Here is a 25,516-nt window from a genome sequence, read left to right as displayed (position 1 = left end):
TGTTGCGTCACAATTTGTTCCGGCGACCGGCCGCCCGCTCCGCGCGGCGTTCGCACGGACACTGATCTGACCCTGCGGAGGTAATGTGCATCTCTCGTCGATGGTCGAGATGATCGAGTCGGGCTTTGCCGACCGGGTGCTGCTCGGCGATGCCGAGCGGCGGGTCACCGGTGCCGATCTGGGCGTGCTCGCCAAGCGTGGCGCGGCGACGTTACATGCGTTCCCGGCGCTGGTGTACACGGGGGAGAACCATCCGCTGCTGCCGGTGGCACTCTTGGCCGCGGCGTGCGCGGGGGTGCCGTTCGTCCCGGTGAACTACCGGTTGGACGACACCCAGCTGAACAGCTTGATCGAACGGCAGCCCGAGGCTCTCGTATTGGCGGACGCCGTGACGGCGCCGCGAGTGACGGCCGGCGGGCAGGTGCTCCTATTCGACGATTGGCTGGCGGGACTCCCCGCCGACCCGCCACCCGCGGATCCGCCGATCGACGACGACGACGTGGCGGTCGTGCTGTACACCAGCGGCACCACGGCGGCCCCGAAGTCGGCGCTGCTGCGGCATCGCCACCTGATGGCCTACCTGCTGAGCACCGTCGAATTCGGCAGTGCCGGTGCCGAAGAGGCGGTGCTGGTGTCGGTGCCGCCCTACCATGTCGCCGGCGTGGCCAATATGCTGTCGAATCTGTTCGCGGGCCGTCGACTGGTGTACCTGCGTGCCTTCGATCCGCTCGTTTGGCTCGACACGGTCCGCGCGGAAGACGTGACAAACGCGATGGTGGTGCCGACGATGCTGGCGCGGATTGTGGACACGGTGGCCGGACTCGGCACTGCGGACCTCCCGACGCTACGTTCCCTCTCGTACGGCGGCGCGAAAGTATCCGAACGCGTACTGCGCGAGGCACTTACGCGATTCCCGAAGGTCGGATTCGTCAACGCCTACGGTTTGACCGAAACGGCGTCGACGATCGCCGTCCTCGGCCCCGAAGACCACCGAGCCGCACTGCTTTCCGATGACCCACTGATCCGGGCCCGGCTCTCGTCGGCCGGTCAGGTACTGCCGACAGTCGAGATCGAGATCCGCGACGACGACGGCCGAGCACTGCCCCCAGGCAAGTCGGGCATCATCTTCCTACGCGGCGACCAGATCTCCGGTGAATACGCCACAGGCAGCCTGCTCGACGCCGACGGCTGGTTTTGCACCCGAGACAAGGGCCATGTCGATGCCGACGGATACCTCTATATCGAGGGCAGAGCCGACGACACGATCATCCGAGGCGGCGAGAATATCGCCCCCGCCGAGATCGAAGAAGTCCTACTGTCCCACCCTGCAGTCGCCCAAGCGTGCGTCGTCGGCCCACCGAGCGACGAATGGGGCCAGACCCTCGCCGCAGCGGTAGTGCTCCGCGCGGGCGCCGTCGCAACCGACGAAGAGTTGCGCACCCTCGTGCGGTCACGCCTGCGCGGCTCGAAGACCCCGGAAATGATCGTCTTCCGAGAGTCGTTGCCGCACACCGACACCGGAAAGCTACTGCGCAGGCTCGTGCTAGAGGACCTGAGCGCACCTTAGAGAGGTAAGAAACCCCATGGCACTATCCCTGAAGCCCGGCACACGCGTCTACAGCTCCGTCGATTCGACAGAACTGATCGTCGTCAAAGTCCCCGCGGCCCCGATCGAACTCACCATCGGCGGCGCCCCCGCGGTGCTCTCCGCAGCGGAAAAGAACGGCACCGCCGCCCCGGCCACCTCCAACGGCGGCACCGCAATAGGCAAGCGCTACACCAACGCCGACGCAACAGTCGAATTACTCTGCACCAAGCCAGGTCCCGGTATTCCCGCCATCGATGGCGAGGCACTGGAGCTCAAGGCGGCCAAGCCGCTCCCAGCATCGGACTGACCGTCGACACCATCCGACACTCCGGCGAGCCGGATTGCTTCCATCGATGCCGGTTGGTCGACACGATATGCCGCCGGGCCTAACGCTCCGCAACCCGAACACTCTGATGGTCGAAGGGCCAGCGATTCGGATCGTGCCGATAGGCGTTCGGCGGGTGAAGACCATGGCTTGACCTACCGATTCCACCAAGTTGTCGGCGATCGGCGCTCCGCTGGCACATCGGAGACCACCCGCGCAGACACCCAAGCGTCAGCTCGGATCGTTCGCTCGGTATGCGGCTAGTTAGAGACTGGTGTCAGGACCCGATCCCGGCCAGGATTTGTCCAGGTGCCCGGTGGGGTGCTCCCTCATGCGGCTGCCCACCATCGGTATTGGTGTGGCTCTCTAATTGGCTTGCCTTCCACCGGGTGCCGTGCGGGGAGTGGCTGGAAAGGGGTCTGCCCAGGCTCGAACTAGCGGTGCCCTCCCGCACGGACACCACGATTGCCGTCCAGGGCGGAACACCGATGACCGTCATCGTCGGAATGGATCCACACGAACGCTCGGCCACCATCGAAATCATCGACAAGACCGGACGGATTCTGGCCACCGGCCGATATGCCACGACACCGTCGGATACGCGCAAATGCTCAACGCCACACAACGATTCACCGATCGAGTCTGGGCAATCGAGGGCTGCAACGGCATCGGCCGACACCTCGGTGCGGGCGTGGCCGAGTTCGTCACGACGGTCGGCGAGCATCTGATTCTTCCAGGCGGCCGCCGAGTTCAACGCCCGCTACGCGCCACCTTCGGCTTCAACGACATCGCCACCGCCGACGAACCCGCGGGAGTTCGATCATCGTGCTGTCGATCGCATCGATCTCGGCACCGACCTCGCAAGAGATGACGAAGTACTCACCGATGGCGACGCTAACAGTCGAATCATGTTGCCGTGAAACGTTTTTGTTCAGCGATCAGATGAAGGCCACTCGGTGCCCCGCTGACTCGGGTACGGGCGTCGGTCCTCGGTGGCAGGATGCGGGTGTGGGTAACTATTTCGAACGAATCGTCGACCTCGATGTGACCTCGGCCGACGCGAGCACGCTGGCCGAGCACATGGTGGACTGGATGGTGTCGCGACGATGGCTGCTTCGCGAGACTTCACGCGAGGCGATGTACAGCCTCCAGGTCGACGAAGGCTATGTCCCAGGCCCCGACTGGCCGCAGATCACCCATGAATGGGGCGCCGACTGGATCCCCGGCCCCGTCGCCGTCATCGTCGGCCGCCACGACCACTATCCTGGCCAGGGCGGCATCGAACCGGCCTCCGCAGTATGCCCACGCTGCCAGGCCACCACCGTGATCATCGACTACCCGCAGCAATGGCAAGCCGATCCCGCCGTATGGCAGCCGTTCTCGGACGCGATCGACGCCTGGAAACAAACAGGCACCGGCTCAGCGATCTGCCCCTCCTGCACCACACCGGGCCCCATCACCACCTGGCAATGGGCAGACGACTTCGCCCTGGGCACCCTCGCCTTCGACTTCTGGGGTTGGCCGCCCCTCACCGAGGACTTCATCACCGAATTCGCCACCCAACTCGGGCACCGAATCGAACACCACACCGGCAAGTTCTGAACCGAGGCTTCCAACGATCAGCTGAGCGCGGCGCGGTGACTGTCGAGCTCGGCACGCAGCTCGTCGGGAACGGGTCGCCCTCGTTCCAGCATTCGAACCAGTGGTTGTCGATCGGGTTGAGGACGCGGTCGATCGCACGACCGCCAGCACGCGCAGGTCCTCGGTCACGGTGAAGGCCAGGTTCTCGATGTAGTCGCGCGCATGAACTGGCCACCAGCCCGTCGCTGGCGAAATCCTCGAATGCCACGAATCAGCGAGCCGTCTGCCCCCTGAAACAGGGGTGCGCTGTCCGCTGGGGCGAGCGCGAGTTTCTGTTGAGTCTCTTCGTGGAACTGCGCGAGCAACGCCTGTACGGATGGCGCTATCTCCCGCGAACGAGACGGAACGAGATCGGATGGCATCTCTACGCCCCCAACGGATTTGGGAGATCGGTTTTACTGAGCAGCACAGCCCAGTATTCATCGCGCAGAACGTTCCACAGGTCTTCGTGCTGCGGAAGCATCTCCCGAGCGTCGGCCAAATCCGGATACGCGTCGAACATGATCGTGCCCGGTTGGGCTCCGTAGAGCGGTGTATTAGACGGTACCCGGTAAGCGGTGAAATGCTCCGCAGGAAGCTGCACGCGCAGGACACGCGGCGTACGCGCTACCAACTGCCACACCGCGACCTTGTGACCGTTCTCGGTTTGCGTGGTCCGCAACCCATGTCGGCGCATCACGCCTCCCCGTTGGACGATTCTTCGGAATCGGCCTGGTAGCTCCACTGGTTGACCGCAACGACGAACAGTTCGATCACTTCGGCTGGAGGTGGTTGCCACCATCCTTGAAGCTCGGGCCGTGGTGGGCCGACGAACGGGTTTCGGTGCGGCAGAACACAATCAGGCTGTGGCTGTCGACTGTTCAACACGGGTGTCTCCTCGGCTCGGCCGCATCCTTGGAAGGCACCCCGTGACCGGTTGGTGTCACATGCCACGGGGGCCAGCTCAGACGCTAGGACCTGCTAGGGCACCGGTCCACGATCATGCTCAATCGTGCACGGATCAAAGATTCCCACTGCACAGCAAGCATCGCTGAGCCACAATCGGATAAGTATGTGCAACCTCGTGCACGTCGTAACAGGGAGGTACAGCGATGTCGTTACGTTTTCTAGGCAAAGGCGGAAGCACCAACAACGGATGCCCTACGTTGCTGGTGAACGACCCTGGCGGGTACGTCGTCCAAGCATGGAAGACAGACCGGACCGATACCGTTGAGCTGCCTCACCTACTGCTCGGCTTTTTGGAGCCGGATACGTTCATCGGTGCGACCTTGACCGACACCGGCCGGGGTACGTTCCGGCTGACCGGTCGACCGATCACGGATGACGAGACACTGAGTCGGCTCGACCTGGCCGACGATGAAACGGCTATCGAGGTCCCGAAGCTAGAAAGGACGTTCTACGGTGCGGCTAGTGCCCGATGAGGGTTTTCCGGATCTGCTCCGGACCTGCAAGCGGGAAGCGTTCCATCTCGAAGTGCTCGACTCCTATGCCGAGCCGTACGAGAACGAACCACTGCGGAGGTTCCTCGCGGGTGAACCAGATGACTACGCCTGGTTCCAGGACTGGACGAACCTGATACAGGAAACGACCGGCCGGGGAGTAGCGGTTACGCGGGTTCGTATTGTCACGGAGCCACACACCGACTACACCCGATTCTCTATGGCCGCAGCCGAACTCAACACCAAGGCTGGGGAGGACATCCGGTACCTGCCCCGGCACGACGCCGGGGAAGTTCCACCGGACGATTTCTGGCTGTTCGATGACGAGCTGGTCATATTCTCCGCATTCGGAGAGTTCGGGGGCTGGTACGGGGCGGTAACCACCGACCCGCACATTGCCGCTTACTGTCAAGGGCTAAAAGAACGGTTCCGGTCTTTGGCTGTACCTTATTCGGAGTACGTCACGCCGTGACCGATTCTGTACACCAGCAACGCGAATCTCTCGGGGCACGTCTTCGAGAGATTCGCTTTACCGCCCACTTGTCGGGCGCTGAACTCGCACGCCGTAACGGTTGGGACCCTAGCAAAGTTTCAAAAATCGAATACGGCAGAATCAAGCCATCGCATGATGATATATCCGCGTATTGCCGAGACTGCGAAGCCGAAGACCAGCTAGCGGACCTGCTCGCTACCCGGCAAAACATAGACTCCGCGTACCTCGAATGGCGAAAGATTCTCGGTACCGGCACCAAGCGGCGGCAACAAGCTTCGATCAAATGGGAATCCGAGGCACGCATACTCCGATGGTATGAACCAGTCCTTATCCCTGGACTGCTCCAAACCGCGGATTATGCTTCCGGGATTTTACGGAAGGTTATCGAATTCCAGCAGATACCCGATGACTTGGATCAGGGCGTGTCCAAGCGCATGGAGCGCCAAGCAATCTTGTACCAGCGCGATCACTTGTTCCATTTCGTCATCGCTGAACAAGCTTTGTACACCACTGTGGGGGACGATCAGACCATGATCGGTCAAATGGATAGATTGTTGGCCGTTCAAGGTATGCCACGGATAACGCTCGGGATTATTCCGTTCATGGCGCCATTCGAAACGGCTACAACTAGTTTCTTGATGTTCGATTCCAAAATGGTCTTGGTTGAAGGCATCGCGGCGGAGCTGAACATTACGCAGCCGCGAGAGATCAAGGTATACCATCGGACATTCGATATCCTCGCCGGTCAATCGGTGACCGGCGAGGCAGCCCGAGAACTCATCCGCAACGCGCTCGAAAGACGGGCTGAGTCCTGAGCCCTGAACCCGCACGAGGACTGCGTTGGATTTCTATGCGGCAGGCCCTTTACTAACTGGAGTTGCCAACAAACCGGGGGTGATCAGCCGGCGCTCGACCAGGATTCGGGCGTCGGCGAGGATCAGCGGCAGGGCCGCGGAGCTCGGGAGCGCGGGGCCGAGTCCGCCTGCTCGAATCAGATGAGCCTGGGCGCCGTACCGCCCGAATGCCAGCGCGATCGAGGTGGCGGCGCTCGGGTCGGCGTATCGGTGCTGTGGTTCGGGGAAGCACCATTGCCACGACCCTGCCGAGGTCGCGAAGCGCAGTTCGATGTAGTCGGACCGGGCCGGACAACGCAGCGCGACCTCGAGTGTGGCAGGCAGGAAAGACCTTCCCGACAGGGTCGATTCGGTGGGTGTGGCTACTCGGGTCATGGCCGACTCCTATTCGTTTGATGCGGCACCGGCGAGGTCGAGTGCGGCGAGATAGGCGAAGACGAGACTCGAACCGATCGGTGTTCCGGCGCCGGGGTACGCGCTGCCGGACATTGCGGCCATGGTGTTGCCGGTCGCGTAGAGACCTTCGATCGGCGTTGCGTCCGAGCGGAGTACGCGGGCGTGCTCGTCGGTCACGAGACCACCCTTGGTTCCGATATCGGACAGTACGACGGTGGCCGCGTAGTAGGGCGGGGTGTCGACGGGGATGAGCAGCGGGTTGGCGAGGTCGGTCGCCAGCGGCACGAGGTAGTTCTGCCGGGGATCGGCCGGGTAACCGACGATGTACTGGAACATCTGGTCCCACGGCGCCTCGCCGCGGTGGAAACGCTCGTCGACACCGGACTTCGAATAGCCGTTGTACTCCTCGATCGACTTGCGCAGTTTCTCCGGCGGCACGCCGATCAGTTCGGCCAATTCTTCGAGGGTGTCGGCGCGGCGCAAGGCGGCGGACGCGAACCACTCCGGACGCACCGGCTGCTCCGGGTCGCCGCCGAAGCCGTCGCGTTCGAGCTGCCGGTGGTCGAATATCCAATACGCGGTGCTGTGCGTAATACCGGTATCGCGTTGCAGCCGGGCCATTTCGTGCCCGGCGCGGTCGTAGGGCTGCGTCTCGTTCATGAAGCGCTCGCCCTCGGCATTGACCCAGATCCCGCCGCGGGTGCCGGTATGGAAGACGGGCCGACCGTCGGGCTGCACCACACCGGGGACGTACCAGGCCTCGTCGAGCAGGTCGGTGGCCGCGCCGATCGCGCGGCCGGCCAGGATCGCGTCACCGGTGTTCTCCGGCGCGCCATGGGACCATTCGCCGGTGAGCGGCACGGGTGAATACTGCTCGCGCATCTCACGGTTGTGCTCGAAGCCGCCGGCGGCCAGGATTACGCCGCGGGTCGCGCGGAATGTGCGGCGCTCGCCGCCGCTGACCGCCACCACACCGGTGACCCGGCCGTCCTCGACCAGCAGGTCGGTGAGGGCGGTCTCGAGCAGGTAGGAGCCGTTGCCCGTTGCCAGGAATGCCTTCAGCGTCCGGCCGATCAGTGCGCGGCCGCCGACGAGCACCGGCCCTTCGTCGATACCCCAGCGTTCTTGGGGGACGGAGCGACGGATGAGCGGGGCGAGCTCCCCGAGTTCGGCGACCGAAATCTCCTGCGGGAATACGGTTCGCCCGGTGGCGGTCGATCCGGGACGCCCGTAGAAGTATTCGGGCACGGGTTGGTAGGCGAAGGTTCCGAACAGCGGGTTCTGCTCGAGGTCATCGATCAGTTGGGGCGCGGTCCGCAGGTAGGCGTCCTGCAGCGGTTCGCGCGACTTGTCGGCGACAACGTCGCGCAGGTAGGTGCGGGCGCCCTCGGGATCATCCTCGATGCCCGCGCGCGAGATCGGGGCGCTGCCCGGAAACCACAGTCCCGCACCGGAATACGACGTCGTGCCACCGATCAGCGCGGTCTTCTCCAGTACCAGTGTGCGCAGCCCACGGGCGGCGGCCGCATAGGCGCCGATCAGGCCACCGCCGCCGGAGCCGACTACCACGACATCGTAGGTTTCCTGGTCAGCGGGCATTGCTGTCTCCTTGTTTCGCTGTGTCGATAGCTCGCGCGGTCGGTTGCGGCGGCTCCGGACCGTGCGGCAGCGAAGCGACCGGTCATGGGGGATCGAGGGTCCGTCGAGTGTGCGGCCGACGATGTCGGGTCGAGTGCGGGATTCCGCTGAGCGGGATGGCGCCGGTCGTGGTGGGGGAGCCGTCCGCGGCGGCTCGTCGGAAGCCGGTGCGTCTCATTGTTCGGAAAGTCCGGCATCCGGCGCCCGGTTCCTGCTCAAACTTGCCAGCCAGCAGGACAATCCGACTCGAAGGAGAGCTCGCATGGCTGGTTCGCACGACTACGATCCCGGCCCGCAGATTGCCCACGCCGGTGGCCTGAACCTGGGGACGCCGGATCTGCGGCGTTCGATCTGGTTCTTCCGGGACCTGCTGGGTATGGAGGTGGTCGCCGAATCCGACGGTGTGGCCTATCTGCGCGGGTACCAGGAACTGGTGCACCACTCGCTGGTACTCACCCAGCAGGACGAGGCGCGGGTGAACAGTTACAGCTTCCGGGTGAAACGGCCGCAGGATGTCGAGCTGTTCCACAAGCAGCTGACCGAGGCGGAGATCGAGGCGGTCGAGCTGCCTGTCGATCACGAACTCGGCCGCGGCACCGCGCTCCGCTTCCTGGTGCCAGGTAGTGAGCATCCATTCGAGCTGTACTACGACATCGAAAAGCCGGTCGCACCACCGGAATTGCGCTCGAAACTGCTCAGCAACTCTTCACGCCGCCGCGGCTTCGGCGTCCGGCGGCTGGACCATCTGAACGTGCAGTGCAGTCCGACTACGGTGAACCAGGCCGAGGGCTGGTTGCGCAATGCGTTGGGGTTCAAGCGCCGGGAGTTCGCGATGATCCCGCAGTTCCCGGAAACCATCCTCGCCTCGTGGCTGTCGGTGACGCCCCAGGTGCACGACATCGCGATCGGTGTCAACGGGGAGGAGAAAAACGGGGCGTTCCACCACGTGGCGTTCAATATCGAGAACTTCCACGACATTCTGCGGGCTGCGGACGAGATCCGTGATCTCGAGATCGACTTCGGGCACGGTCCGGGCAAGCACGGTATCGGTCAGGCGATGTATCTCTACATCCACGATCCTGGCTCCGGTCACCGCGTCGAGCTCTACTCCGGCGGGTACCTGATCATGGATCCGGACTGGCAGGCGCTCGAGTGGAAGATCCCCGAATTGCAGTGGGGGCAGACGTGGTACGGCGAGGCGCTCGATGTCGGTCCTGGCGGCGCGTTCCTGTCGACCACACCGTCGGCCGGATTGTGACCAACGAGAGGAACCGTGATCAGCATGACACTCGAGTCCAAAGGCACCCATGAGGGTGTGCCTGCTTACTATTTCGACAATCGACTATCCGGTTCACTGCTGAGCCATCATGAGCAGTGGGATCAACTCGCCAGCACCCACTCCGCGTTCAGAAGCACTGTCGCACAGGGTTATTGGGTCATCACGGACGGCCAGGCGATCCAAGAGGCGCTACAGGACTGGCGGACGTTCTCCAGCACCTCGGTGACGGTCCTCGAGCCGAATCCGAAGTTCCTGTGGATTCCCGAGATGCTGGATCCGCCGCTGCACACCAAGTGGCGGCGGCTGTTGGGCGGCGAGTTCGGGCCCAAGTGGGTCGCTACCCGCGAGCCGGAGATCCGGAAGATCGCGGCGGACATGATCGACCGGCTGCTGCCCAAGGGTGGCGCGGACGTCCTCGACGAGTTCGCGCGCAGGTTCCCGACCCTGATCTTCATGCGGCTGATGGGCCTGCCCGAGCAGGACCTGGACCAATTCCTGGAATGGGTGCACGAGATGCTGCACCTGCCGCACGCCGAGGATCCCGACCACCGTCGGCAACTTGCCGCGATGGCCGCCGCGTCGGCCTATTTCGAAGAGCAGATCGCGCTGCGTCGCGACGCGCCGCGCGATGATCTGCTGTCGCGCATGATGAGCTGGCGGATCGATGGCGAGCTGCTCAGCGACGCCGATATGCACGCGTTCTGCATCCTGATGTTCCAGGCGGGCTTCGACACGGTCCCCATCGCCATCGGCTGGGCCATGTACCACTTCGCCGCGCACCACGAGGATCGCGCGGCCATCGTCGCCGACCCGTCGCTGATCGCCAATGGCGTCGAGGAAGTCCTGCGTGTCTATTCGTTCGTCATTCCGGCACGAAAGGCAATGCGGGACACCGAGATCGGCGGCTGTCCGGTGAAGTCAGGGGACATGGTGATGCTGCCGCTCGCGGTGAGCAACCGGGACGCCGAGCGGTTCGACAATCCGCTCGAGGTGGATCTGCAGCGCACCACGAACAACCACATCGCCTTCGGTTCGGGACCGCACCGCTGCTTGGGCTCGCACCTGGCTCGACTGGAGCTGAATGTCGCGATGGAGGAGTGGCACAAGCGAATTCCGGACTACCGGATCGCCCCGGGACAGCAGCTCGAGCAGACCGGAAACATGTACGGCCTGATGTCCCTGCGCCTCGAGTGGTGAACCACGGCCGGGCCGGTGCATGACGATACGACCATATTCACGCCGAGTGGGACTCGGACCGTCGAAAGGCATTACCCACGTGGGAATTCGCGACCAGCTGACCCGGCTGCTTGCCGAGGCTCCGGCCGACGCCGAAGCGATCGAGCACGAGGAGATCTGGTGGACCTGGGGGCGGATCCAGGCGACTGCGCGCTCGGTCGTCGATGCGCTGGAATCCGCCGGTCTAGGTGCGGGCTCCCGAGTCGGTGTGGTCCTGGAGAACCGGCCCGAACATGTCGCGGTGGTCGCCGCGCTGATCGCGTCCGGTCGATGCGTCGTGCTGCTCGCTCCGCTGCAGCCGGCGCCGCGGCTGGCCGCCGACATCATCGCGTGTGATCTGCCCGCGGTCGTGTGCGGATCCGAGCTGCTCGCCCGTGACGGCGTGCTCGATGCCGCCACGGCCGCCGGTATCGCCCTGGAACTGCGGGACGACGGCTCGGTGCGGCGAATGGGCGGCCAGGTCCGTGCCTCCGCCGTGACCAATCCGGGAACCGTCGTGGAAATGCTGACCTCGGGGACGACCGGTGTGCCCAAGCGGGTGCATCTGCGCACCGAGCAGTTGGATCAGGCGCTGACTTCCGGTGGGCAGACGGCGCGGGGAGACCGGTTGCTGTCCCGGTCAGCGGTACTGGTGAACGCGCCGCTCGTGCATATCGGCGGCCTGTGGCGGGCACTGGCCTGCCTCGCCATGGGGCGGCGGATGATTCTCATGCCCAAGTTCGTCTTGGAACCATGGGTAAGCGCCGTGGAGCGGCATCGGTTGCGGGCCGTGAGCCTGGTGCCCGCGGCACTGCGGGCCGTGCTCGATTCCGGGGTGTCGCGAGAGCGACTGGCGAGCCTGCAGGTCGTCACCTCCGGGACCGCGCCGTGCCCGAAAGAGTTGGCGGACTCCTTCTTTCGCACGTATGGCATCCCGGTGCTCATGACCTATGGGGCAACCGAATTCGCGGGCGCGGTGGCCGGCTGGACGCTGGCGCTGCACGAACAGTGGTGGGACCTGAAGGCAGGCAGTGCCGGTCGCGCCTTTCCTGGCGTGGAGTTGCGGGTGACCGGCGAGGATGGCGTCGAGCTCGGCGGTTGGGCGACCGGACGGCTCGAGGTCCGCACCGCGCAGACCGCGGAAGGCGCCGGAGAGTGGGTCCAGACCAGCGATCTGGCGCGGATCGATGTCGATGGCTTCCTCTGGATCGACGGACGTGCCGACGACGCCATCATCCGTGGTGGCTTCAAGGTCCAGCCGGAGATCGTCAAGCGGGTGCTGGAGTCGCATGTGGCGGTGCGTGAGGCCGCGGTGGCCGGACTGCCCGACGCTCGGCTCGGACATGTGCCCGTGGCCGCGATCGAAATCGAACCGGGACTGATACCTCCCGACAGCGATGAACTCGTCGCGCTCTGTCGCGCACACCTGCTGCCGTACGAAGTGCCGGTGCACGTCGTGGTCCTGGACCAGCTGCCACGAACGCCGTCGAGCAAGGTGAGCCGGATGGAACTTCTCGATATCGTGCGGGAGCGACGGAACCGATCATGACGGCACTGACGATCGGATTCATCGGCGCAGGACGCATCGGTGCGGCGATGGTGGAGCGACTACTAGCGGCGGGGCACCGGGTCCGGCTGTACGCGCGGCGGCCGGAAGTACGGGACCGGCTGGCGGCACTCGGCGCGGAGCCCGTCGACCGAATCCGGGATATCGCGGCCGCGGATGTCGTGGTCAGCTGTTTGTTCGGCGACGACCAGATATCCACCCTGCTGCCCGAAGTCGTCGCAGCGATGGCCGACGGCACGGTCCTGCTGTCGCACACCACCGGGACGCCGGAGGTGCTGCACAGTCTGGACCGGTTCGCGCCGACCGGACAGGCCGCGGTCGTGGACGCGACATTCAGCGGCACACCGGAGGCGGTGCGTGCGGGCAAGCTGGTGGTTTTCCTCGGCGGCACGCCCGAACATGTCTCGATCGCGCGTCGGGTCGTCGATTGCTACGCCGGAACCGTCATCGAAACCGGTGGACGGGGGTCGGCGCTGCGGGTGAAGTTGATCAACAACCTGCTGTTCGCCGCGGTCTCGCAGCTGACCCTGCAAGGTCTGACATTAGGCCGCGGGGTTGGGATCGACGAAGGTGTAATGCTCGAAGCGCTCGCGATCAGCAGCGGCGGTACGACGGCCGGGCGTTATATCGCAGACCGCGGCGGCTCCGAATCCTTCGCCGCCGCGGTCGCTCCCTTTTTGCACAAGGACGTCGCCGCCTGCAGAGCCGCATTGACCGATTCAGGCGTCGATTTCTCGGGCCTGCTCGGCGCGGCCTGCGGCGGACCGATCGACATCGGCGATATCAGCCTTAAAGAGGAAACTTAATTCCGATATCGCCGTTACAGAGCGGCCATCTTTCGCTACACTCGCGCCTGAGGTTCAAGCTCCAAGAAGGAGGCTGGCCAATGGCCTCAGTGGTGAATGACAATGCGGTCGCCACCTCCGAACGGCAAGAGTCGCCACCGTCGATGGTGGAACGAATGACTCTGATCATGGATTCGTTCGGTGGGCCGCAGATCCGGCTCTCGCTCGAGGACGTCGCCGGACACAGCAATCTGCCGCGCTCGACGACCCATCGAATCCTGGAACAACTGGTTCGGCTGCGGTGGCTCGAGCGCAACGGTCGTGACTACGGCCTCGGTCAACGGGCACTCGGGTTCGGTGGCCGGGAAGAGGGGCACGGCGCGTTGCGGACAGCGGCGTTCCCGCTCCTGCACAACCTGTCGGTGCGCACGGAGATGGTGGTGCACCTGGCTGTTCTGGACGGCACCGAGGCGTACTACGTGGACAAGTTCGGTGGCAAGGCCGCGGTCCAGGTGCCTTCGGTCGTCGGTGGCCGGGTACCCGCGCACTGCACGGCCGTCGGAAAGAGCATGCTGGCGTGGCTGTCGCCGGAACAGATCGACGATCTGTACCGCGATGTCCTGGTCAAGCGGACCGCGCACAGCATCGGCGATCTCGAGGTCCTGCATCAGGAGCTGATTCGCATTCGTGCGCGCCGCGGTCTGGCCTTCGAACGCGGCGAATGCTTCCAGCAGGTCGCCTGCGTCGGTGCGGCGGTCCGCGGTCCCAAGGGACCGGTCGGCGGGATCTCACTCGTCGGCGACGTGCGAGCACCGCTCGAGCGGCTGGCGCCCCTGGTCGCCAATACCGCGCACGCGATATCGGAAAAGCTGATGGGTGACACCGCGCGCAAACATTCGGCGCGCTTCGAAACCGTCGCCGTGCCGGATGAGCCGCAGACCCCGGCACTCACCGAGACCGTCGGACGAATCGTCGCTCTGGGCGAGCGCGGCGAGTGGTTCTGAGCTCCCCGCACGCAGCCAGGCCGTTTTCCGCTGAGCGGAAAGCACAACAGGTCCACCCCGTTTCCTGACCAAACTTGCGTTCCAGTCGGCCGTCGGCTCGATTTTTCCGCAAGAGAGGTGAGGACCCCTATGAGTCCGCTTCCCGATCCGGTGTCGATGGGCGCCAGGCGCTTCCGTGATGTGCTCGGTCATTTTCCGACGAGTGTTGTCGCGATTACCACCACGGCATCGGACGGGTGTCCGCACGGGTTGATCGTCGGCACCTTCACTTCGGTTTCGCTCGAGCCACCATTGGTGTCTTTCCTGGTGAACCGGACCTCGTCGACGCTGTCGATGATCCAGGAGGCGGGCCGATTCTGCGCCAACGCGCTCGCCGGCAACCAGGAACCGACCTCACGCCGGTTGTCGGCTCGGGGCTCGGACCGGTTCGAGGGCGTGTCCTGGACACCGTCACCGCTCGGCAATCCGGTGCTGGACGGCATCGTGGCATGGGTCGACTGCACGCTCGTACAGGTCGTCGAGATCGGCGACCACTATTTGGTCGTCGGCCGGGTCAGCAATCTGAATATCGAGTCGGTGCGGACACCGCTGCTCTTTTTCCGGGGTGGGTACGGCGACTATCTCGCGAGTGCGACGCTGCTGATGGATCGTCTCGTCGGCTGGTGGTGACCCGGGTCCGGATTCGGACTCAGACCATCATGTCGTCGACCGGCAATCCGAACGTTCCGCGCCCGAACAGCGTCAGCGCCGTGCCGACATCGTTGGACGCGTGAATGCCCGCGATATGCGCGTCGCGCCAGGCCCGCTCGATCGCGTTGCGGCGGCGCAGCAGCATTCCGCCGGTCGCCGCGAACACCAGGTCGATCGACGTCAACGCGCGTTCGGCGCCTAGGGCTTGATCACGACGGGCTCGCAACCGCAGCTCGAGCGGAATGTCCTGTCGCCTACAAACGCACTCGTACAAATCGCGCAGGCTCCGGCTCATCTGCAGGATGGCCGCGTCGATTTCCGCGCTGGCCCGCGCCGCCGCGGTCGGCTGGTCGGGGGTGATACTGCCGCCACCGAAACTGAGCCGGTTACTGTCTCGCATCCGCGAAAGAAAGACGTCGAGGCAGCCCTGCGCCATCCCTACCATCGGTGAGCTGTTCGCGTAGGTGTACATGGTGCCGTACGGCATCCGGTAGAGCGGGCCGGGATTGGCCTTATGCCCCGGGCTCTGTAGCAAAGCGATGTCGTAGAACCGCGTTACGCGGTGTTCCGGGACGAAAATCCGCTCGGCGTACAGATCATCGCTGCCCGCGCCGCGCAGTCCGGCCGCATCCCACACCTTCGACATCCGATAGTCGGCGCAGGGCACCAGCCCGCTGACCATATCCACCGGCTGGCCGTTCTCGGCCACGATGGTGCCACCGAGCAGCGCCCACGACGAATGCGCGCATCCGCTGGCGAATCGCCAATGGCCGCTGACTTCGTATCCTCCGGCGACCGGAACGAATCTGCCGACCGGCGCGTAGGACGAGCAGATCAATGCGTCCGGATCCTCCGACCACACATCACGTTGCGCGCGCTCGTCGAACAGTGCCACATGCCAAGGGGTCAGGCCGAGTACCGACGTCACCCATCCGGTCGAGCCGCACGCGGTGGCGACTGCGCGGACCGCGTCATAGAAATCCAGCGGGTCGGCCTCCAGCCCGCCCTGGGATTTCGGTCGCAGCAGCCCGAAGACGCCTGCACCGATCAAATCGGTCATCGTCTCCGCCGGTATCTCACCGGTCTCGTCGACCAGCGCCGCCCTTTCGGCGAGCGTTGGCAACAGTTCGCTGACCGCTGCGGCTACGTCTGCATTCATCCCGGTTCTTTCGTGTCCTCGCCCCCTGCACCAGTGACTACATGGCGGAGCGTAACAGGCACGGAGACAGTCGAGCCGGGCCGATCAGCGGGCGGCCCAGCTGATGGCCTTGGTCTGCAGGAATTCGTCGAGACCGAATTCGCCCCATTCCCGGCCGATTCCGCTCTGCTTGTATCCGCCGAACGGCGAACGCGGGTTGACCCCCGCACTGCCGCCGTTGATCGCTATGCCGCCCGCGCGAACGCGCGTCGCGATCTCGTAGGCGGCCTTGGTGTCGGCACTCCAGACTGCGCCGGCCAAACCATAGGGGCTGTCGTTCGCGATGCGGACCGCCTCGTCGTCGGTGCGGAAGGGGATGACGACGCCGACCGGGCCGAAGAACTCCGTCTGCGCGATTGTCATCGAATTGTCGACATCGACGAAGAGGGTCGGCTCCACGAAGTAGCCCTTGTCCAGGCCGGCCGGACGTCCGCCACCGCTGACGATCCGCGCGCCCTCCTCCTCGCCCACGCGGATCAGCTTCTCGACCTTCTCCCGCTGCGCCGCGGTGATCAACGGACCCATTGTGGTGGATTCGTGCGCCGGATCGCCGACCCGGACACCGGCGAGAGCGACGCGCAGCCGCGCGACAAGTTCATCGTGGACGGATTCGTGCACGATCGTGCGGGTCAGGATCGAGCAGCCTTGGCCGGCGTGCGCCGTGATGCCCATGAGTGCGGACCGGACCGCCCCGTCGAGGTCGGCATCGGCGCGGACGATATTCGCGGACTTTCCGCCGAGTTCGAGCACGACCTTTTTGATCGAGCTCGCGGCCTGTGCGTAGACCATCCGTCCGACGGTGTCCGATCCCGTGAAGCTGACCAGGTCCACCATGGGATTGGTGGTCAGCTCCTGGCCCGCGTCGATATCGCCGGTCACGATATTCAGCACGCCCGGCGGCAGACCGGCGGCGTCGGCGAAGTCACCGATCAACAAGGATTCCAGCGGGGTGGTCGGCGCGGGCTTCAGCACGGCGGTGCATCCCGCGGCCAGGGCGGGGATCACCTTCATCATGCTGAGGAAGAACGGGAAGTTATAAGCCGCGATCAGCGCGCAGACCCCGAAGCCCTCGCGCCGGATCTGTCCCTGGGAGATGCCGATACCAGCGGCGATCGTGGGTTCCATCGGGCGTTCCCACGCGAAGGTCGGCATGACGCGCTCGGCCATATCGCGCAGATGGGCCACCGGCACCCGGGTCTGCAGGGTCTCGGCCAACGAGCGGACCGAACCCGCCTCGGCCATATTGACTGCAACGAGCTCGGGCAGGCGGCGCTCCATCTCCTCGGCCATGCGCAGCAGCACCGCGGCCCGCTCTGCGGGCTTCATCCGCGGCCAGGGACCTTCGTCGAATGCCTTGCGCGCGGCCGTGATAGCGCGACGCACGTCCGGGATCGTGGCCTGCGGGACGTAGGCGATCGTCTCCTCCGTCGCGGGATTGCGCACACTGATGAGCTCGTCCGATTCGCCGTCGGTGCGGTGCCCGTCGATATAGAGCTGCGTCGAGAACGAGTACGCCGTGGTCATGTTCGGTCTCCTGATTGCCGGATCTGCGTCGGTCTTCTGGGCAGGCTCACCTGCGGCGCTGCCCGCACACCACGCCTTAAAAGTGTACTGAATAGCCGAACTGGCTGAGTCGTTTGTCCAATTGCCGCTGAGTGGAAAGTGCGATTGTGTGACCCGACACACAGGGGGTGTGCTGTCGCTTACGTCTTCGCCCCACTCCGAGCAGGGCGAACGCGATCACCAAACCAAAGCCACGGCTCGATTGCTCGGTGCGAGTCGGAAACGAGAGCTCCGTGGCAGCCCCCGAAAGGACTCGTTCGATGAGCCCTGCAATGCAATTCGATGAATCGCCCGATGTCGCACGGACGCCGGATGCCGCACAGACATGGACGCCGCGGCTGGTGCTTTCCCTGGCCTCGATCGTGCTGACCCTCGAGATACTCACCCTCAGCTACATGATGGTCGCGATGGCGGCGCCGGAAATCTCCGTGCATTTCCAGACGACTCAGGGTGCTTGGCTGCTGACGGCATTCCTGCTGGTCGGGGCGGTGACGGGTCCGCTGCTCGGCAAGCTGGCCGATATGTACGGCAAGCGGAAGATATTGCTGGCCTGCGTCGCCGTCTCGGTGCTCGGCGCGCTGGTTTCCGCGGTCGCGACCAGCTACGCGATACTGATCGCCGGCCGGGCGTTGATGGGGGTGCTCACGCCGTGTGTCTTCCTGGCCTACTCGCTGATCCGGGATGTGTTCCCGAAGAAGACGGTCGCGCTCGCGGTCAGCGTTACCACCAGCGGTTTGGGGCTCATCGCGATACCGGCGCCGTTCCTCACCGGCTGGCTGCTCGACGATTTCGGGTTCCGGAGCATCTTCTGGTTGTTCGTGATCGGGCTCGCGGTGTTCGGCACCCTGGTCGCGCTCACCACCGACGAATCCGCCGTGCGGGTGCGGTCGCGGATCGACTTCGCCGGCGCGCTGCTGCTCGGTTCCGGCATCGCGGGCATACTCGTCGCGCTCAGCTTCGGTCCCTCCTGGGGGTGGACGACCGGTTCTACGCTCGCCTACCTTGTCGGCGGCGCTGTGTTGGTGGTGGCCTGGTTGGTTTCGGCCGGGATCGTGCGCGACCCGCTGCTCGATCTGGATGTGCTGCGCAGGCGGCCGGTATTGCTGATCTCCATCGGTTCCGGAATGTGCTACGGCTGCAGTGCGCTCATCACCATTCTGCTGCCGATGATGGTGATGACGCCCGCCGCCGTCGGACTGGGCTACGGATTCGGTGTCAGCGCAAAGGGATTCGCGATCTTCCAGGCGCCGATCGGCGGCATGGTCGTGGTCGGCGGTGTGGTGGTCGGCATTCTGGTCGGTCGCAGTGTTCGCCCGCGGTTGCTGATGATCGTCGGCCTGCTGCTGTTCGCGCTCGCTTTCGTGCTCATCGCGGTAAAGCATGACGACAAGGCGCTGCTGCTCGTGTTCGCGGGTATAGCGGGCACCGGTATGGGACTGGGCTACGCATCGGTTCCGAATCTGTTGATCGAGGCGGTTCCGCCGCAGTTGCAAGCCAGCACGGCGAGTATCGCGGGTGCCGCGCAGAGTGTCATCGCGGCGGTCCTGCCTGTGCTCGCGTTCACCGTGCTGAACAACTCCTATGTCGCGCCGATCCCGCTCGAAATGACCCATGGCGCGGTGCTCTACACGGATAAGGGATTCCAGGTCGCGTTCCTGATCGGCGCGGTGGCCTGCGCCATCGGCGCGCTCCTCGCTGTGCTGCTGCCCCGCAAGATCGAGCAACTGCCGGCACCTGTCGCGCAGGATGTCGAGGCTCCGGTATTGACGCACTGACCGAGTCGAGGGCGGCCGCGTGCAAACGCGGCCGCCTTTTCTCAGGGTGTGGTGCCTATCAGGGCGAGGCTGGAATGGGCATACGCGGCACGACGTTTGGGACTCACCAGATACGAGGGCGGGGCGAAGTAGCCGACATCGTGGGGCAGGGCGTCGGCGCGGCGCGCGAGGGCCGCACGAGCGTCGGCGGTGGTACCGCAGAGCGCGATCTCGGCGAGCATCTCGTCGGTGACCGCCTGGACCATACCGTCGGTATCGCCCGCCCGGAATGCCGACCGCAGTTGTGCGACAGGGCTTTCCCAACCGTGATGGGCGACGTAGGGGTCGTAGGTCTTGACGGTGAGATAGAAGGCGATCATGCGCCTGGCGTCGGCGATGGCGCGTTCCGGTGCGTTGTCATCGATGGCGGTGATGATCCAGCCGTGTTCGAGTGGGCGCCGATCGCTAGCGGCCGCACCACGGTTGACGGCGGGGCGAACGATATCGTTCCACCAGGTGCGGGTGAACAGGCCGTGGCCGATCACACCGTCGCCGACCCGGCCCGCGGTGGCGGCCATCCGGCTGTTGAATCCCGCGAGCAGCACCGGGATTTCGAGCCGGCCGAGCACCGGGGCCCGGACATCGGCGTCTATCGAATAGAACTCCCCGGAGTACTGGATCTTCTCACCGTTCTCCGCGTGCAGCCAGGCGCGCACCACATCGATGGTCTCGGCGATTCGGTCGACCGGGCGATCGGCGGGGACGCCGAACCAGTCGCGGTTGATCCGGAAGGCGGCGGTGCCGAGGCCGAGGAACAGTCGGCCCGGTGCTTGCGCGTGCAGCTGCCGCATGGCGGTGGCGTGCGCGTACGGGGTGCGGGCGAAGGCGTAGGCGATGGCCGGACCGACCAGCGCGCGTTCGGTATTGGCGACGATCTCGGCCACGGTGAGGTAGGCGTCGTGGTCGACGAAGTCACCGGTGCAGAAGGCTTCCACACCGGCCTGCTCGGCCTCCTTCCCGACGTCGCGGCCGGGCCACGGCATGCCGAACTTCATCGAATTCTCCTCTTGGACAGTCTGATCGGTGGTGGATGCGCGTCAGCGCATTGTCCATTTGCTGCGGGGCACCGCGGCGCGGTCGATTTCGGCTTTGCCGATGGGGTTGCCGATCTGGGTGTAGGACAGGCCGGTGCGCAGTGCCTGGGTGCGGGTGGCATCCAACGACTCCCAGATCGCCCGGACCGTACCCTGGATCGCGGCCGGTGGTTTGGCGGCGATGATGCGGGCGATCTCGTCGGCGCGATCCCAGAGCTGATCGCGCGGCAGTATCTCGCTGACCAGGCCGATCTGCATGGCGCGCTCAGGGGACAGGCGCTCGTCGAGGCCGAGCAGCGCGATGCGCAATGTCTCGCCCAGCGGAATGCGGCGCGCGAGCCCGATCGGTTCCAGCGCCGCGGTCAGCCCATAGCTGACATGCGGGTCGAAGAAGCTCGCGTCCTCTGCACAGATGATGATGTCGGCCTCGTTCAGCCAGTAGAACGCGCCCCCGGCCGCCATTCCGTGCACCGCGCAGACCAGCGGTTTCCACACCTGGTTGAGCTTCGGCGACAACTTCTCGCCGGGATCGGTCTGCGACCAGACATTGGTATGGCGGTCGATGCCCTGCTTGACGTCCATACCGGTGCAGAATGCGCGGTCGCCCGCACCGCGCAGCACGACGACACGGATATCGTCATCGAACTTCACTCGCTGCCAGATGCGATCGAAGTCCTCGAGCATCTCCTGGTTGAAGCTGTTCATGGCTTCCGGTCGGTTCAGGGTGATCGTCGCGACATGGTCGGTCAGGTCGAACAGGACGGTTTTCAGCTCCATCCGGAAACTCCGATGTTCGTGGGTCGGCTGAATGCGGCCCTCCGGAGAGTGACCGGATTAGAGTGTAACAAATTGTTCTGTCGGCGACATTCGGCTTCGCGCTGGTCGTGGTCCGATTCGAACCGCTTAATATGTGGTAGACAAGCAATAGTGCCGCGCGGCCCGACCCTTGGGCTGCTGCAGATTCTAGATAAGTCGTATACTCTTCTCTGGTCTCGGTCGTCCGGATGTGTTCGTGACGACGGCGGTCGGGGCGAGATGGCACGACGAGATCCACGGAGGAAGTTGCGATGAAGCCACGCGTGGGGCAGACGCTCGCCAGCACGGCCGACACGACGACGGTCATCGTCGTACGCGCTCCGCAGGCCGATCTGGAGATCACCTGTGGCGGGGCGGCGATGGTCGATCCGAAGGGCCCCGGCGGCGTCCCCGCCGGCACCGCCGATCCCGAACAGCTCGGCGGTTCGCAGCTCGGCAAGCGCTACGCCGATGAGGAACTCGGTGTGGAACTGCTCTGCACGAAGGCGGGTCAGGGCACGCTGGCGGTGAACGGTGTCGCGTTGCCGCTCAAGAACGCCAAGCCGCTGCCGGCCTCGGACTGAGAGCGCATCGATGAACGTAGCGATGCTGTTGGATATGGCCGCCGACGGTTTCGGCGACCGAATCGTGGTCGGGCGGACGGCCGAGGAACTCACGCCGGCGCGGCTGCGCGAACTGGCCGCCGGCGGTGCGCGGGTGGTCCGTGCGGCCGGTGCCGACGCGATCGTGTACCTCGCTGTCAACGGTCCGGCCTTCCCGATCGCGCTGTTCGCGGCGGCCCAGGCGGGTGTGCCGTTGGTGCCGGTGAACTACCGCCTCGGCGCGGAGCAACTGGACGCGTTATTGGCGAATCATCCACGCGCACTCGGTATCGCCGATCCCGAACAGGCCGAGGCATTGCGCCGGGCGGGGCTGTCGGTGCGGAGCCCGGAAGAGTGGATCGCTTCCGCGGCGGATGCCGGTGTCGACGATGGTGCCGAGGTTCCGGCCGCGCCCGAAACACCGGCGGTGTTGATTTACACCAGCGGCACGACCTCCGCGCCGAAGGGTGTGGTCCTGCGGCACCACAACTTGGTGTCGTATGTGCTCGGCACGGTGGAATTCGCGGGTGCGGACGCCGATGAGGCCGCGCTGATGAGCGTGCCGCCGTACCACATCGCGGCCGTGTCCAACGTTTTGACGAACCTGTATGCCGGGCGTCGGGTGCTCACCCTCGAACAGTTCACGCCGCAGCAGTGGCTCGAACTCGTGCGCGAGCAGCGGATAACGAATGCGATGGTCGTTCCGACCATGCTTGCCCGGATCATGGACGGTGACGGGCTCGACCGCTCGGTCCCGTCGTTGCGTTCGCTCGCCTACGGCGGCGCCAAGATGCCGGTGCGGGTGATCGAGACCGCACTGCGGGAGTGGCCGCATGTCGATTTCGTCAATGCCTACGGGTTGACGGAGACCTCGTCCACGATCTCGGTGCTGGGGCCCGAGGAGCATCGCGCGGCCGTCGCCAGCGACGATCCCGCGGTGCGCGCCCGCATCGGCTCGGCCGGTCGACCGGTGCCCGGTATCGAGCTCGAGGTTCGCGCCGAATCCGGTGCGCTCGCCGCGGCGGGAGAGCCGGGCCAGATCTGGGTGCGTGGCGAACAGGTCTCCGGTGAATACGCCGGGCACCGTGCCTCGGTCGACGAACGGGGCTTCTTCCACACTCGTGACCACGGCCGCGTGGATGCCGACGGCTATCTCTACATCGAGGGCCGGGTCGACGACACCATCATCCGCGGCGCGGAGAATATCGCGCCCGCCGAGATCGAGGACGTCCTGCTGCGGCATCCGGATGTGCTCGACGCGGTCGTCGTCGGTGTGCTCGACGAGGAGTGGGGCCAGCGGATCGAGGCCGTTGTCGTCCCTCGCAGCGGGGTGGACGTCGATGCCGAACAATTGCGCGCCGAGGTGCGAAAGACATTGCGCGGCTCCAAGACTCCCGATCGCATCACGTACTGGCCGGAACTGCCGCGCACCGCGACCGGCAAGCTGGTGCGCCGGGACATCGTCGCGGCGCTGACGGCCGATCGGCAGCCGACCGCAGGGTGAGCACCAACCAACCGGGACCGGTATCGGGGTCGAGCACCCTCGATGTCACGATCGAGGGGCCCGTCGCGTGGGTGCGCTTCGATCGGCCGGAAGCACGCAACACGGTGATTCCGGAGCTTCTCATCGAGATGCATTCCGTGCTGACCGAATTGAGCCGGGACGAAGCGCTCGCCGTGGTGGTGCTGACCGGAAACGGTTCGACGTTCTGCCCCGGTGCGGATCTGAACCGCGCCGGGGCGGGCGGGTCCGCCGTGCTGCCGCCGCTCGAGGTGTATCAGTCGGCGACCCTGCTGTACGAGATGCCGCAGTTGACCCTCGCCGCGGTGAACGGAGCCTGCGCGGGCCCGGGATTCGCCTGGGCCGCGGCATGCGACCTGCGCGTCGCCGCGGCAGGTGCCCGATTCGCGACGGCGTTCCTGCAGGCCGGTGTGTCCGGTGAACTCGGCCTGCCGTGGACATTGGCGCGGGCACTCGGAGCGGCGTCGGCGCGGGACCTGTGCTTCCTCCCGCGCAAGCTGACCGCGGACGAGGTCCGTGCCATCGGATTCGTCTCCCGGGTGTTTCCCGACGACGAATTCGATCATGAGGTCGCCGATTTGGTGCGCGAACTCGCGGCGCGTAGGCCCGCCGTCCTGCGGACCCTCGAGGCGAATTTCCTACTGGCCGAACGCACCGAGCTGGCGGACTACATCGCGGTGGAAAGCGAACGGCACCACGGATTCTTCACCGGAGAGCAGCGCACGCAGACCGCCGAGGCGTTGCGCGTACAAAGCGATCGGGTGCGTGAGTCGTGAGGACATCGCTTGCCCCGGTTCCGGAGTGAGCAGTGCGGAAACGAACGGTCGATCGTGCCGCCGAGATGACCAGAATGCGCGCATCCGTGCCGAGGGCACCTGCGATCTGATCGCCGCCGCACCGGCCTCGGGCGCGAAACGCCTTCTCGCCCAGAGCATTGCCCGGAGGCGCAGCAACGTCGTCGTGAGCACTGTCGCTGAAACGCGAACCGGTACATATGGTCCGCCGATCGTACCGACGAAATGACAAGGGTGAGTGGGCATGAACATTGTCGCGAATAGTCCGGAGTTGGTGCGGCAGCTGACCGCGCGCACCGCGATCGCGGTCAGTGGCTGGGTACCCGGTGCGACTGTAGTTGGTGTCGAACCACTCACCGGCGGGACATCGAGCCTGACCTACGTGGCCAAATTATCCGGTGCCCCAACCGAATACGAGCGCGTCGTGCTGAAGGTGTCGCCCCCGGGCCTGGCGCCGGTCCGCAATCGAGATGTACTGCGCCAGGCCCGGATCATGGAAGCGCTGGCGGATCGACCCGGGGTGCGCGTGCCGAAGGTTCTGTTCCACGACGCGGGCGCACCGCCGACGGTCCCGCCGTTCGTCGCCATGAACCTGGTACCCGGCACCTGTGTCGAACCGGTGCTCGTGCCGCGCGGCACGGTGCCGGCCGACCAGGTTCGGACCCGTGCCTTGGACGCGGCCGGAATGCTCGCCGATCTGCATCGAGTGAACCCAGAGCACACCGCGCTCGCGACCGAGCCGGTGGTTACCCTCGGTGCTGAGATCGACCGCTGGACAAGGGCTTTCACCACCGTATCGGACGATCTGCGGACCGGCTACGAAGCGGTCGCGGACCGCCTGCACGCCACCGTGCCCGCCGCCATGACACCGGTCTTCACCCACGGTGACTACCGGCTCGGCAACACACTGTGCGAAGCGGATCACATCACCTCGATCATCGACTGGGAAATCTGGTCCCTCGGCGACCCCCGGATCGACGTGAGCTGGCTGAGCTTCTTCACCGACGAGGCCGCGCATCCGGCATCGGTCTCCGATGAGCCGACCGGGATGCCGAGCAAGGCCGAACTGGTCGACGCCTACCAGGAGGCGCGCGGTGCCGCACTGCCGGACCTACCGTGGTTCGAGGCGCTCACCAAATACAAGGAGTCCGCCGCAACCGCATTGCTGATCAAACGCGGCCGCAAATCCGGCCAGTGGAACGACATGCACCAACGCATGCTGCCCGCACTGCCCGTCCTGCTGCACGAGGCGATGGAACTGTTGGGCTGATACCGATGTA

25 protein-coding genes are annotated in these 25,516 nt (G+C 65.3%); 18 read left to right on the top strand and 7 right to left on the bottom strand.

Features of this window, described 5'->3' with window-relative positions; all coding sequences use genetic code 11:
* Positions 1-85 precede the first annotated feature (85 nt).
* The 4 genes from OIE68_RS18070 to OIE68_RS18055 all read left to right on the top strand — a co-directional run bounded on the left by OIE68_RS18070 (position 86) and on the right by OIE68_RS18055 (position 3,515).
* Positions 86-1,567 (top strand): fatty acid--CoA ligase family protein, encoded by a 1,482-nt coding sequence (locus tag OIE68_RS18070; RefSeq protein ID WP_327100531.1) that lies wholly within the window; start codon positions 86-88, stop codon positions 1,565-1,567.
* A gap of 16 nt (positions 1,568-1,583) precedes the next feature.
* Positions 1,584-1,895 (top strand): hypothetical protein, encoded by a 312-nt coding sequence (locus OIE68_RS18065; RefSeq protein ID WP_327100530.1) that lies wholly within the window; start codon positions 1,584-1,586, stop codon positions 1,893-1,895.
* Positions 1,896-2,401: 506 nt separating this feature from the next.
* Positions 2,402-2,641, top strand: coding sequence for a hypothetical protein (locus OIE68_RS18060; RefSeq protein WP_327100529.1), 240 nt, complete (start codon positions 2,402-2,404; stop codon positions 2,639-2,641).
* Positions 2,642-2,921: 280 nt separating this feature from the next.
* Complete coding sequence (locus tag OIE68_RS18055) at positions 2,922-3,515, top strand: hypothetical protein (RefSeq protein WP_327100528.1); 594 nt, start codon at positions 2,922-2,924, stop codon at positions 3,513-3,515.
* Between the two features lie 403 nt (positions 3,516-3,918).
* Here the strand turns inward: OIE68_RS18055 and OIE68_RS18050 are convergent, their stop codons facing one another.
* Entirely contained in the window at positions 3,919-4,230 is a 312-nt protein-coding gene (locus tag OIE68_RS18050; RefSeq protein WP_327100527.1) for a hypothetical protein, read from the bottom strand.
* Between the two features lie 475 nt (positions 4,231-4,705).
* On the opposite strand from OIE68_RS18050, the gene OIE68_RS18045 reads away from it, so the two are divergent.
* The 3 genes from OIE68_RS18045 to OIE68_RS18035 are packed head-to-tail and all read left to right on the top strand — an operon-like array spanning position 4,706 to position 6,301.
* Positions 4,706-4,975: a hypothetical protein gene (locus OIE68_RS18045; protein ID WP_327100526.1), complete on the top strand. Its 270-nt coding sequence runs from the start codon at positions 4,706-4,708 to the stop codon at positions 4,973-4,975.
* On the top strand, positions 4,965-5,465 hold the full coding sequence (locus OIE68_RS18040) for a DUF6879 family protein (protein WP_327100525.1): 501 nt from the start codon (positions 4,965-4,967) through the stop codon (positions 5,463-5,465). Before OIE68_RS18045 ends, OIE68_RS18040 begins: the two co-directional genes overlap by 11 nt.
* Complete coding sequence (locus OIE68_RS18035; RefSeq protein WP_327100524.1) at positions 5,462-6,301, top strand: helix-turn-helix transcriptional regulator; 840 nt, start codon at positions 5,462-5,464, stop codon at positions 6,299-6,301. Before OIE68_RS18040 ends, OIE68_RS18035 begins: the two co-directional genes overlap by 4 nt.
* A gap of 33 nt (positions 6,302-6,334) precedes the next feature.
* Here OIE68_RS18035 and OIE68_RS18030 read toward each other — a convergent pair whose 3' ends face one another.
* Both OIE68_RS18030 and OIE68_RS18025 read right to left on the bottom strand, forming a co-directional pair.
* A complete protein-coding gene (locus OIE68_RS18030) occupies positions 6,335-6,715 on the bottom strand; it encodes a hypothetical protein (RefSeq protein ID WP_327100523.1) in 381 nt (126 codons plus the stop codon).
* A gap of 9 nt (positions 6,716-6,724) precedes the next feature.
* On the bottom strand, positions 6,725-8,335 hold the full coding sequence (locus OIE68_RS18025) for an FAD-dependent oxidoreductase (protein ID WP_327100522.1): 1,611 nt from the start codon (positions 8,333-8,335) through the stop codon (positions 6,725-6,727).
* Positions 8,336-8,636: 301 nt separating this feature from the next.
* On the opposite strand from OIE68_RS18025, the gene OIE68_RS18020 reads away from it, so the two are divergent.
* From OIE68_RS18020 to OIE68_RS17995, 6 genes are all read left to right on the top strand, one after another.
* Positions 8,637-9,632 carry a VOC family protein gene (locus tag OIE68_RS18020; protein ID WP_327100521.1) on the top strand — a complete coding sequence of 332 codons (996 nt, stop codon included), beginning with the start codon at positions 8,637-8,639 and terminating at the stop codon, positions 9,630-9,632.
* A gap of 24 nt (positions 9,633-9,656) precedes the next feature.
* Positions 9,657-10,850 carry a cytochrome P450 gene (locus OIE68_RS18015; RefSeq protein ID WP_327100520.1) on the top strand — a complete coding sequence of 398 codons (1,194 nt, stop codon included), beginning with the start codon at positions 9,657-9,659 and terminating at the stop codon, positions 10,848-10,850.
* A 79-nt stretch (positions 10,851-10,929) separates the two neighbouring features.
* Positions 10,930-12,417 carry a long-chain fatty acid--CoA ligase gene (locus tag OIE68_RS18010; protein WP_327100519.1) on the top strand — a complete coding sequence of 496 codons (1,488 nt, stop codon included), beginning with the start codon at positions 10,930-10,932 and terminating at the stop codon, positions 12,415-12,417.
* Entirely contained in the window at positions 12,414-13,241 is an 828-nt protein-coding gene (locus OIE68_RS18005; protein ID WP_327100518.1) for an NAD(P)-dependent oxidoreductase, read from the top strand. The genes OIE68_RS18010 and OIE68_RS18005 overlap by 4 nt, the downstream gene beginning before the upstream one ends.
* An 80-nt stretch (positions 13,242-13,321) precedes the next feature.
* On the top strand, positions 13,322-14,224 hold the full coding sequence (locus OIE68_RS18000) for an IclR family transcriptional regulator (RefSeq protein ID WP_327100517.1): 903 nt from the start codon (positions 13,322-13,324) through the stop codon (positions 14,222-14,224).
* Positions 14,225-14,353: 129 nt separating this feature from the next.
* Entirely contained in the window at positions 14,354-14,893 is a 540-nt protein-coding gene (locus OIE68_RS17995; RefSeq protein WP_327100516.1) for a flavin reductase family protein, read from the top strand.
* Between the two features lie 19 nt (positions 14,894-14,912).
* Here the strand turns inward: OIE68_RS17995 and hsaA are convergent, their stop codons facing one another.
* The gene (gene hsaA, locus OIE68_RS17990; RefSeq protein WP_327100515.1) at positions 14,913-16,073 is read right to left on the bottom strand and encodes a 3-hydroxy-9,10-secoandrosta-1,3,5(10)-triene-9,17-dione monooxygenase oxygenase subunit; all 1,161 of its coding nucleotides are present in this window, start codon (positions 16,071-16,073) and stop codon (positions 14,913-14,915) included.
* Between the two features lie 84 nt (positions 16,074-16,157).
* Positions 16,158-17,636 (bottom strand): aldehyde dehydrogenase family protein, encoded by a 1,479-nt coding sequence (locus OIE68_RS17985; protein ID WP_327100514.1) that lies wholly within the window; start codon positions 17,634-17,636, stop codon positions 16,158-16,160.
* 299 nt (positions 17,637-17,935) lie between these two features.
* Here OIE68_RS17985 and OIE68_RS17980 point away from each other — a divergent pair, with 299 nt between their 5' ends.
* The gene (locus OIE68_RS17980; RefSeq protein ID WP_327100513.1) at positions 17,936-19,450 is read left to right on the top strand and encodes an MFS transporter; all 1,515 of its coding nucleotides are present in this window, start codon (positions 17,936-17,938) and stop codon (positions 19,448-19,450) included.
* 41 nt (positions 19,451-19,491) lie between these two features.
* On the opposite strand, the gene OIE68_RS17975 is transcribed toward OIE68_RS17980, so the two are convergent.
* Entirely contained in the window at positions 19,492-20,484 is a 993-nt protein-coding gene (locus OIE68_RS17975) for an LLM class flavin-dependent oxidoreductase (RefSeq protein WP_327100512.1), read from the bottom strand.
* Positions 20,485-20,526: 42 nt separating this feature from the next.
* Positions 20,527-21,300 (bottom strand): enoyl-CoA hydratase/isomerase family protein, encoded by a 774-nt coding sequence (locus OIE68_RS17970; protein ID WP_327100511.1) that lies wholly within the window; start codon positions 21,298-21,300, stop codon positions 20,527-20,529.
* Between the two features lie 290 nt (positions 21,301-21,590).
* Here OIE68_RS17970 and OIE68_RS17965 point away from each other — a divergent pair, with 290 nt between their 5' ends.
* The 4 genes from OIE68_RS17965 (at position 21,591) to OIE68_RS17950 (ending at position 25,506) form a co-directional block, all read left to right on the top strand.
* On the top strand, positions 21,591-21,902 hold the full coding sequence (locus tag OIE68_RS17965; RefSeq protein ID WP_327100510.1) for a hypothetical protein: 312 nt from the start codon (positions 21,591-21,593) through the stop codon (positions 21,900-21,902).
* 10 nt (positions 21,903-21,912) lie between these two features.
* Positions 21,913-23,424, top strand: a complete 1,512-nt coding sequence (locus OIE68_RS17960; RefSeq protein ID WP_327100509.1) for a long-chain fatty acid--CoA ligase — start codon at positions 21,913-21,915, stop codon at positions 23,422-23,424.
* Positions 23,421-24,218 carry an enoyl-CoA hydratase/isomerase family protein gene (locus OIE68_RS17955; RefSeq protein ID WP_327100508.1) on the top strand — a complete coding sequence of 266 codons (798 nt, stop codon included), beginning with the start codon at positions 23,421-23,423 and terminating at the stop codon, positions 24,216-24,218. Before OIE68_RS17960 ends, OIE68_RS17955 begins: the two co-directional genes overlap by 4 nt.
* Positions 24,219-24,480: 262 nt before the next feature.
* Positions 24,481-25,506 (top strand): phosphotransferase family protein, encoded by a 1,026-nt coding sequence (locus OIE68_RS17950; protein ID WP_327100507.1) that lies wholly within the window; start codon positions 24,481-24,483, stop codon positions 25,504-25,506.
* Positions 25,507-25,516 lie beyond the last annotated feature (10 nt).

Source organism: Nocardia vinacea, from assembly GCF_035920345.1.
Lineage (GTDB): Bacteria > Actinomycetota > Actinomycetes > Mycobacteriales > Mycobacteriaceae > Nocardia > Nocardia vinacea_A.
The sequence above is the reverse complement of the archived record's forward strand: the minus strand, read 5'-3'. Positions and strand labels throughout refer to the sequence as shown.

Excerpts from the sequence above, each read along its gene's own strand:
- OIE68_RS18065 (WP_327100530.1), top strand. The coding sequence starts at position 1,584 with ATGGCACTATCCCTGAAGCCCGGCACACGCGTCTACAGCTCCGTCGAT.
- OIE68_RS18060 (WP_327100529.1), top strand. The coding sequence starts at position 2,402 with ATGACCGTCATCGTCGGAATGGATCCACACGAACGCTCGGCCACCATC.
- OIE68_RS18050 (WP_327100527.1), bottom strand. The coding sequence starts at position 4,230 with ATGCGCCGACATGGGTTGCGGACCACGCAAACCGAGAACGGTCACAAG.
- OIE68_RS18030 (WP_327100523.1), bottom strand. The coding sequence starts at position 6,715 with ATGACCCGAGTAGCCACACCCACCGAATCGACCCTGTCGGGAAGGTCT.
- OIE68_RS18025 (WP_327100522.1), bottom strand. The coding sequence starts at position 8,335 with ATGCCCGCTGACCAGGAAACCTACGATGTCGTGGTAGTCGGCTCCGGC.
- OIE68_RS18020 (WP_327100521.1), top strand. The coding sequence starts at position 8,637 with ATGGCTGGTTCGCACGACTACGATCCCGGCCCGCAGATTGCCCACGCC.
- OIE68_RS18015 (WP_327100520.1), top strand. The coding sequence starts at position 9,657 with ATGACACTCGAGTCCAAAGGCACCCATGAGGGTGTGCCTGCTTACTAT.
- OIE68_RS18005 (WP_327100518.1), top strand. The coding sequence starts at position 12,414 with ATGACGGCACTGACGATCGGATTCATCGGCGCAGGACGCATCGGTGCG.
- OIE68_RS18000 (WP_327100517.1), top strand. The coding sequence starts at position 13,322 with ATGGCCTCAGTGGTGAATGACAATGCGGTCGCCACCTCCGAACGGCAA.
- OIE68_RS17995 (WP_327100516.1), top strand. The coding sequence starts at position 14,354 with ATGAGTCCGCTTCCCGATCCGGTGTCGATGGGCGCCAGGCGCTTCCGT.
- hsaA (WP_327100515.1), bottom strand. The coding sequence starts at position 16,073 with ATGAATGCAGACGTAGCCGCAGCGGTCAGCGAACTGTTGCCAACGCTC.
- OIE68_RS17985 (WP_327100514.1), bottom strand. The coding sequence starts at position 17,636 with ATGACCACGGCGTACTCGTTCTCGACGCAGCTCTATATCGACGGGCAC.
- OIE68_RS17980 (WP_327100513.1), top strand. The coding sequence starts at position 17,936 with ATGAGCCCTGCAATGCAATTCGATGAATCGCCCGATGTCGCACGGACG.
- OIE68_RS17975 (WP_327100512.1), bottom strand. The coding sequence starts at position 20,484 with ATGAAGTTCGGCATGCCGTGGCCCGGCCGCGACGTCGGGAAGGAGGCC.
- OIE68_RS17970 (WP_327100511.1), bottom strand. The coding sequence starts at position 21,300 with ATGGAGCTGAAAACCGTCCTGTTCGACCTGACCGACCATGTCGCGACG.
- OIE68_RS17965 (WP_327100510.1), top strand. The coding sequence starts at position 21,591 with ATGAAGCCACGCGTGGGGCAGACGCTCGCCAGCACGGCCGACACGACG.
- OIE68_RS17960 (WP_327100509.1), top strand. The coding sequence starts at position 21,913 with ATGAACGTAGCGATGCTGTTGGATATGGCCGCCGACGGTTTCGGCGAC.
- OIE68_RS17950 (WP_327100507.1), top strand. The coding sequence starts at position 24,481 with ATGAACATTGTCGCGAATAGTCCGGAGTTGGTGCGGCAGCTGACCGCG.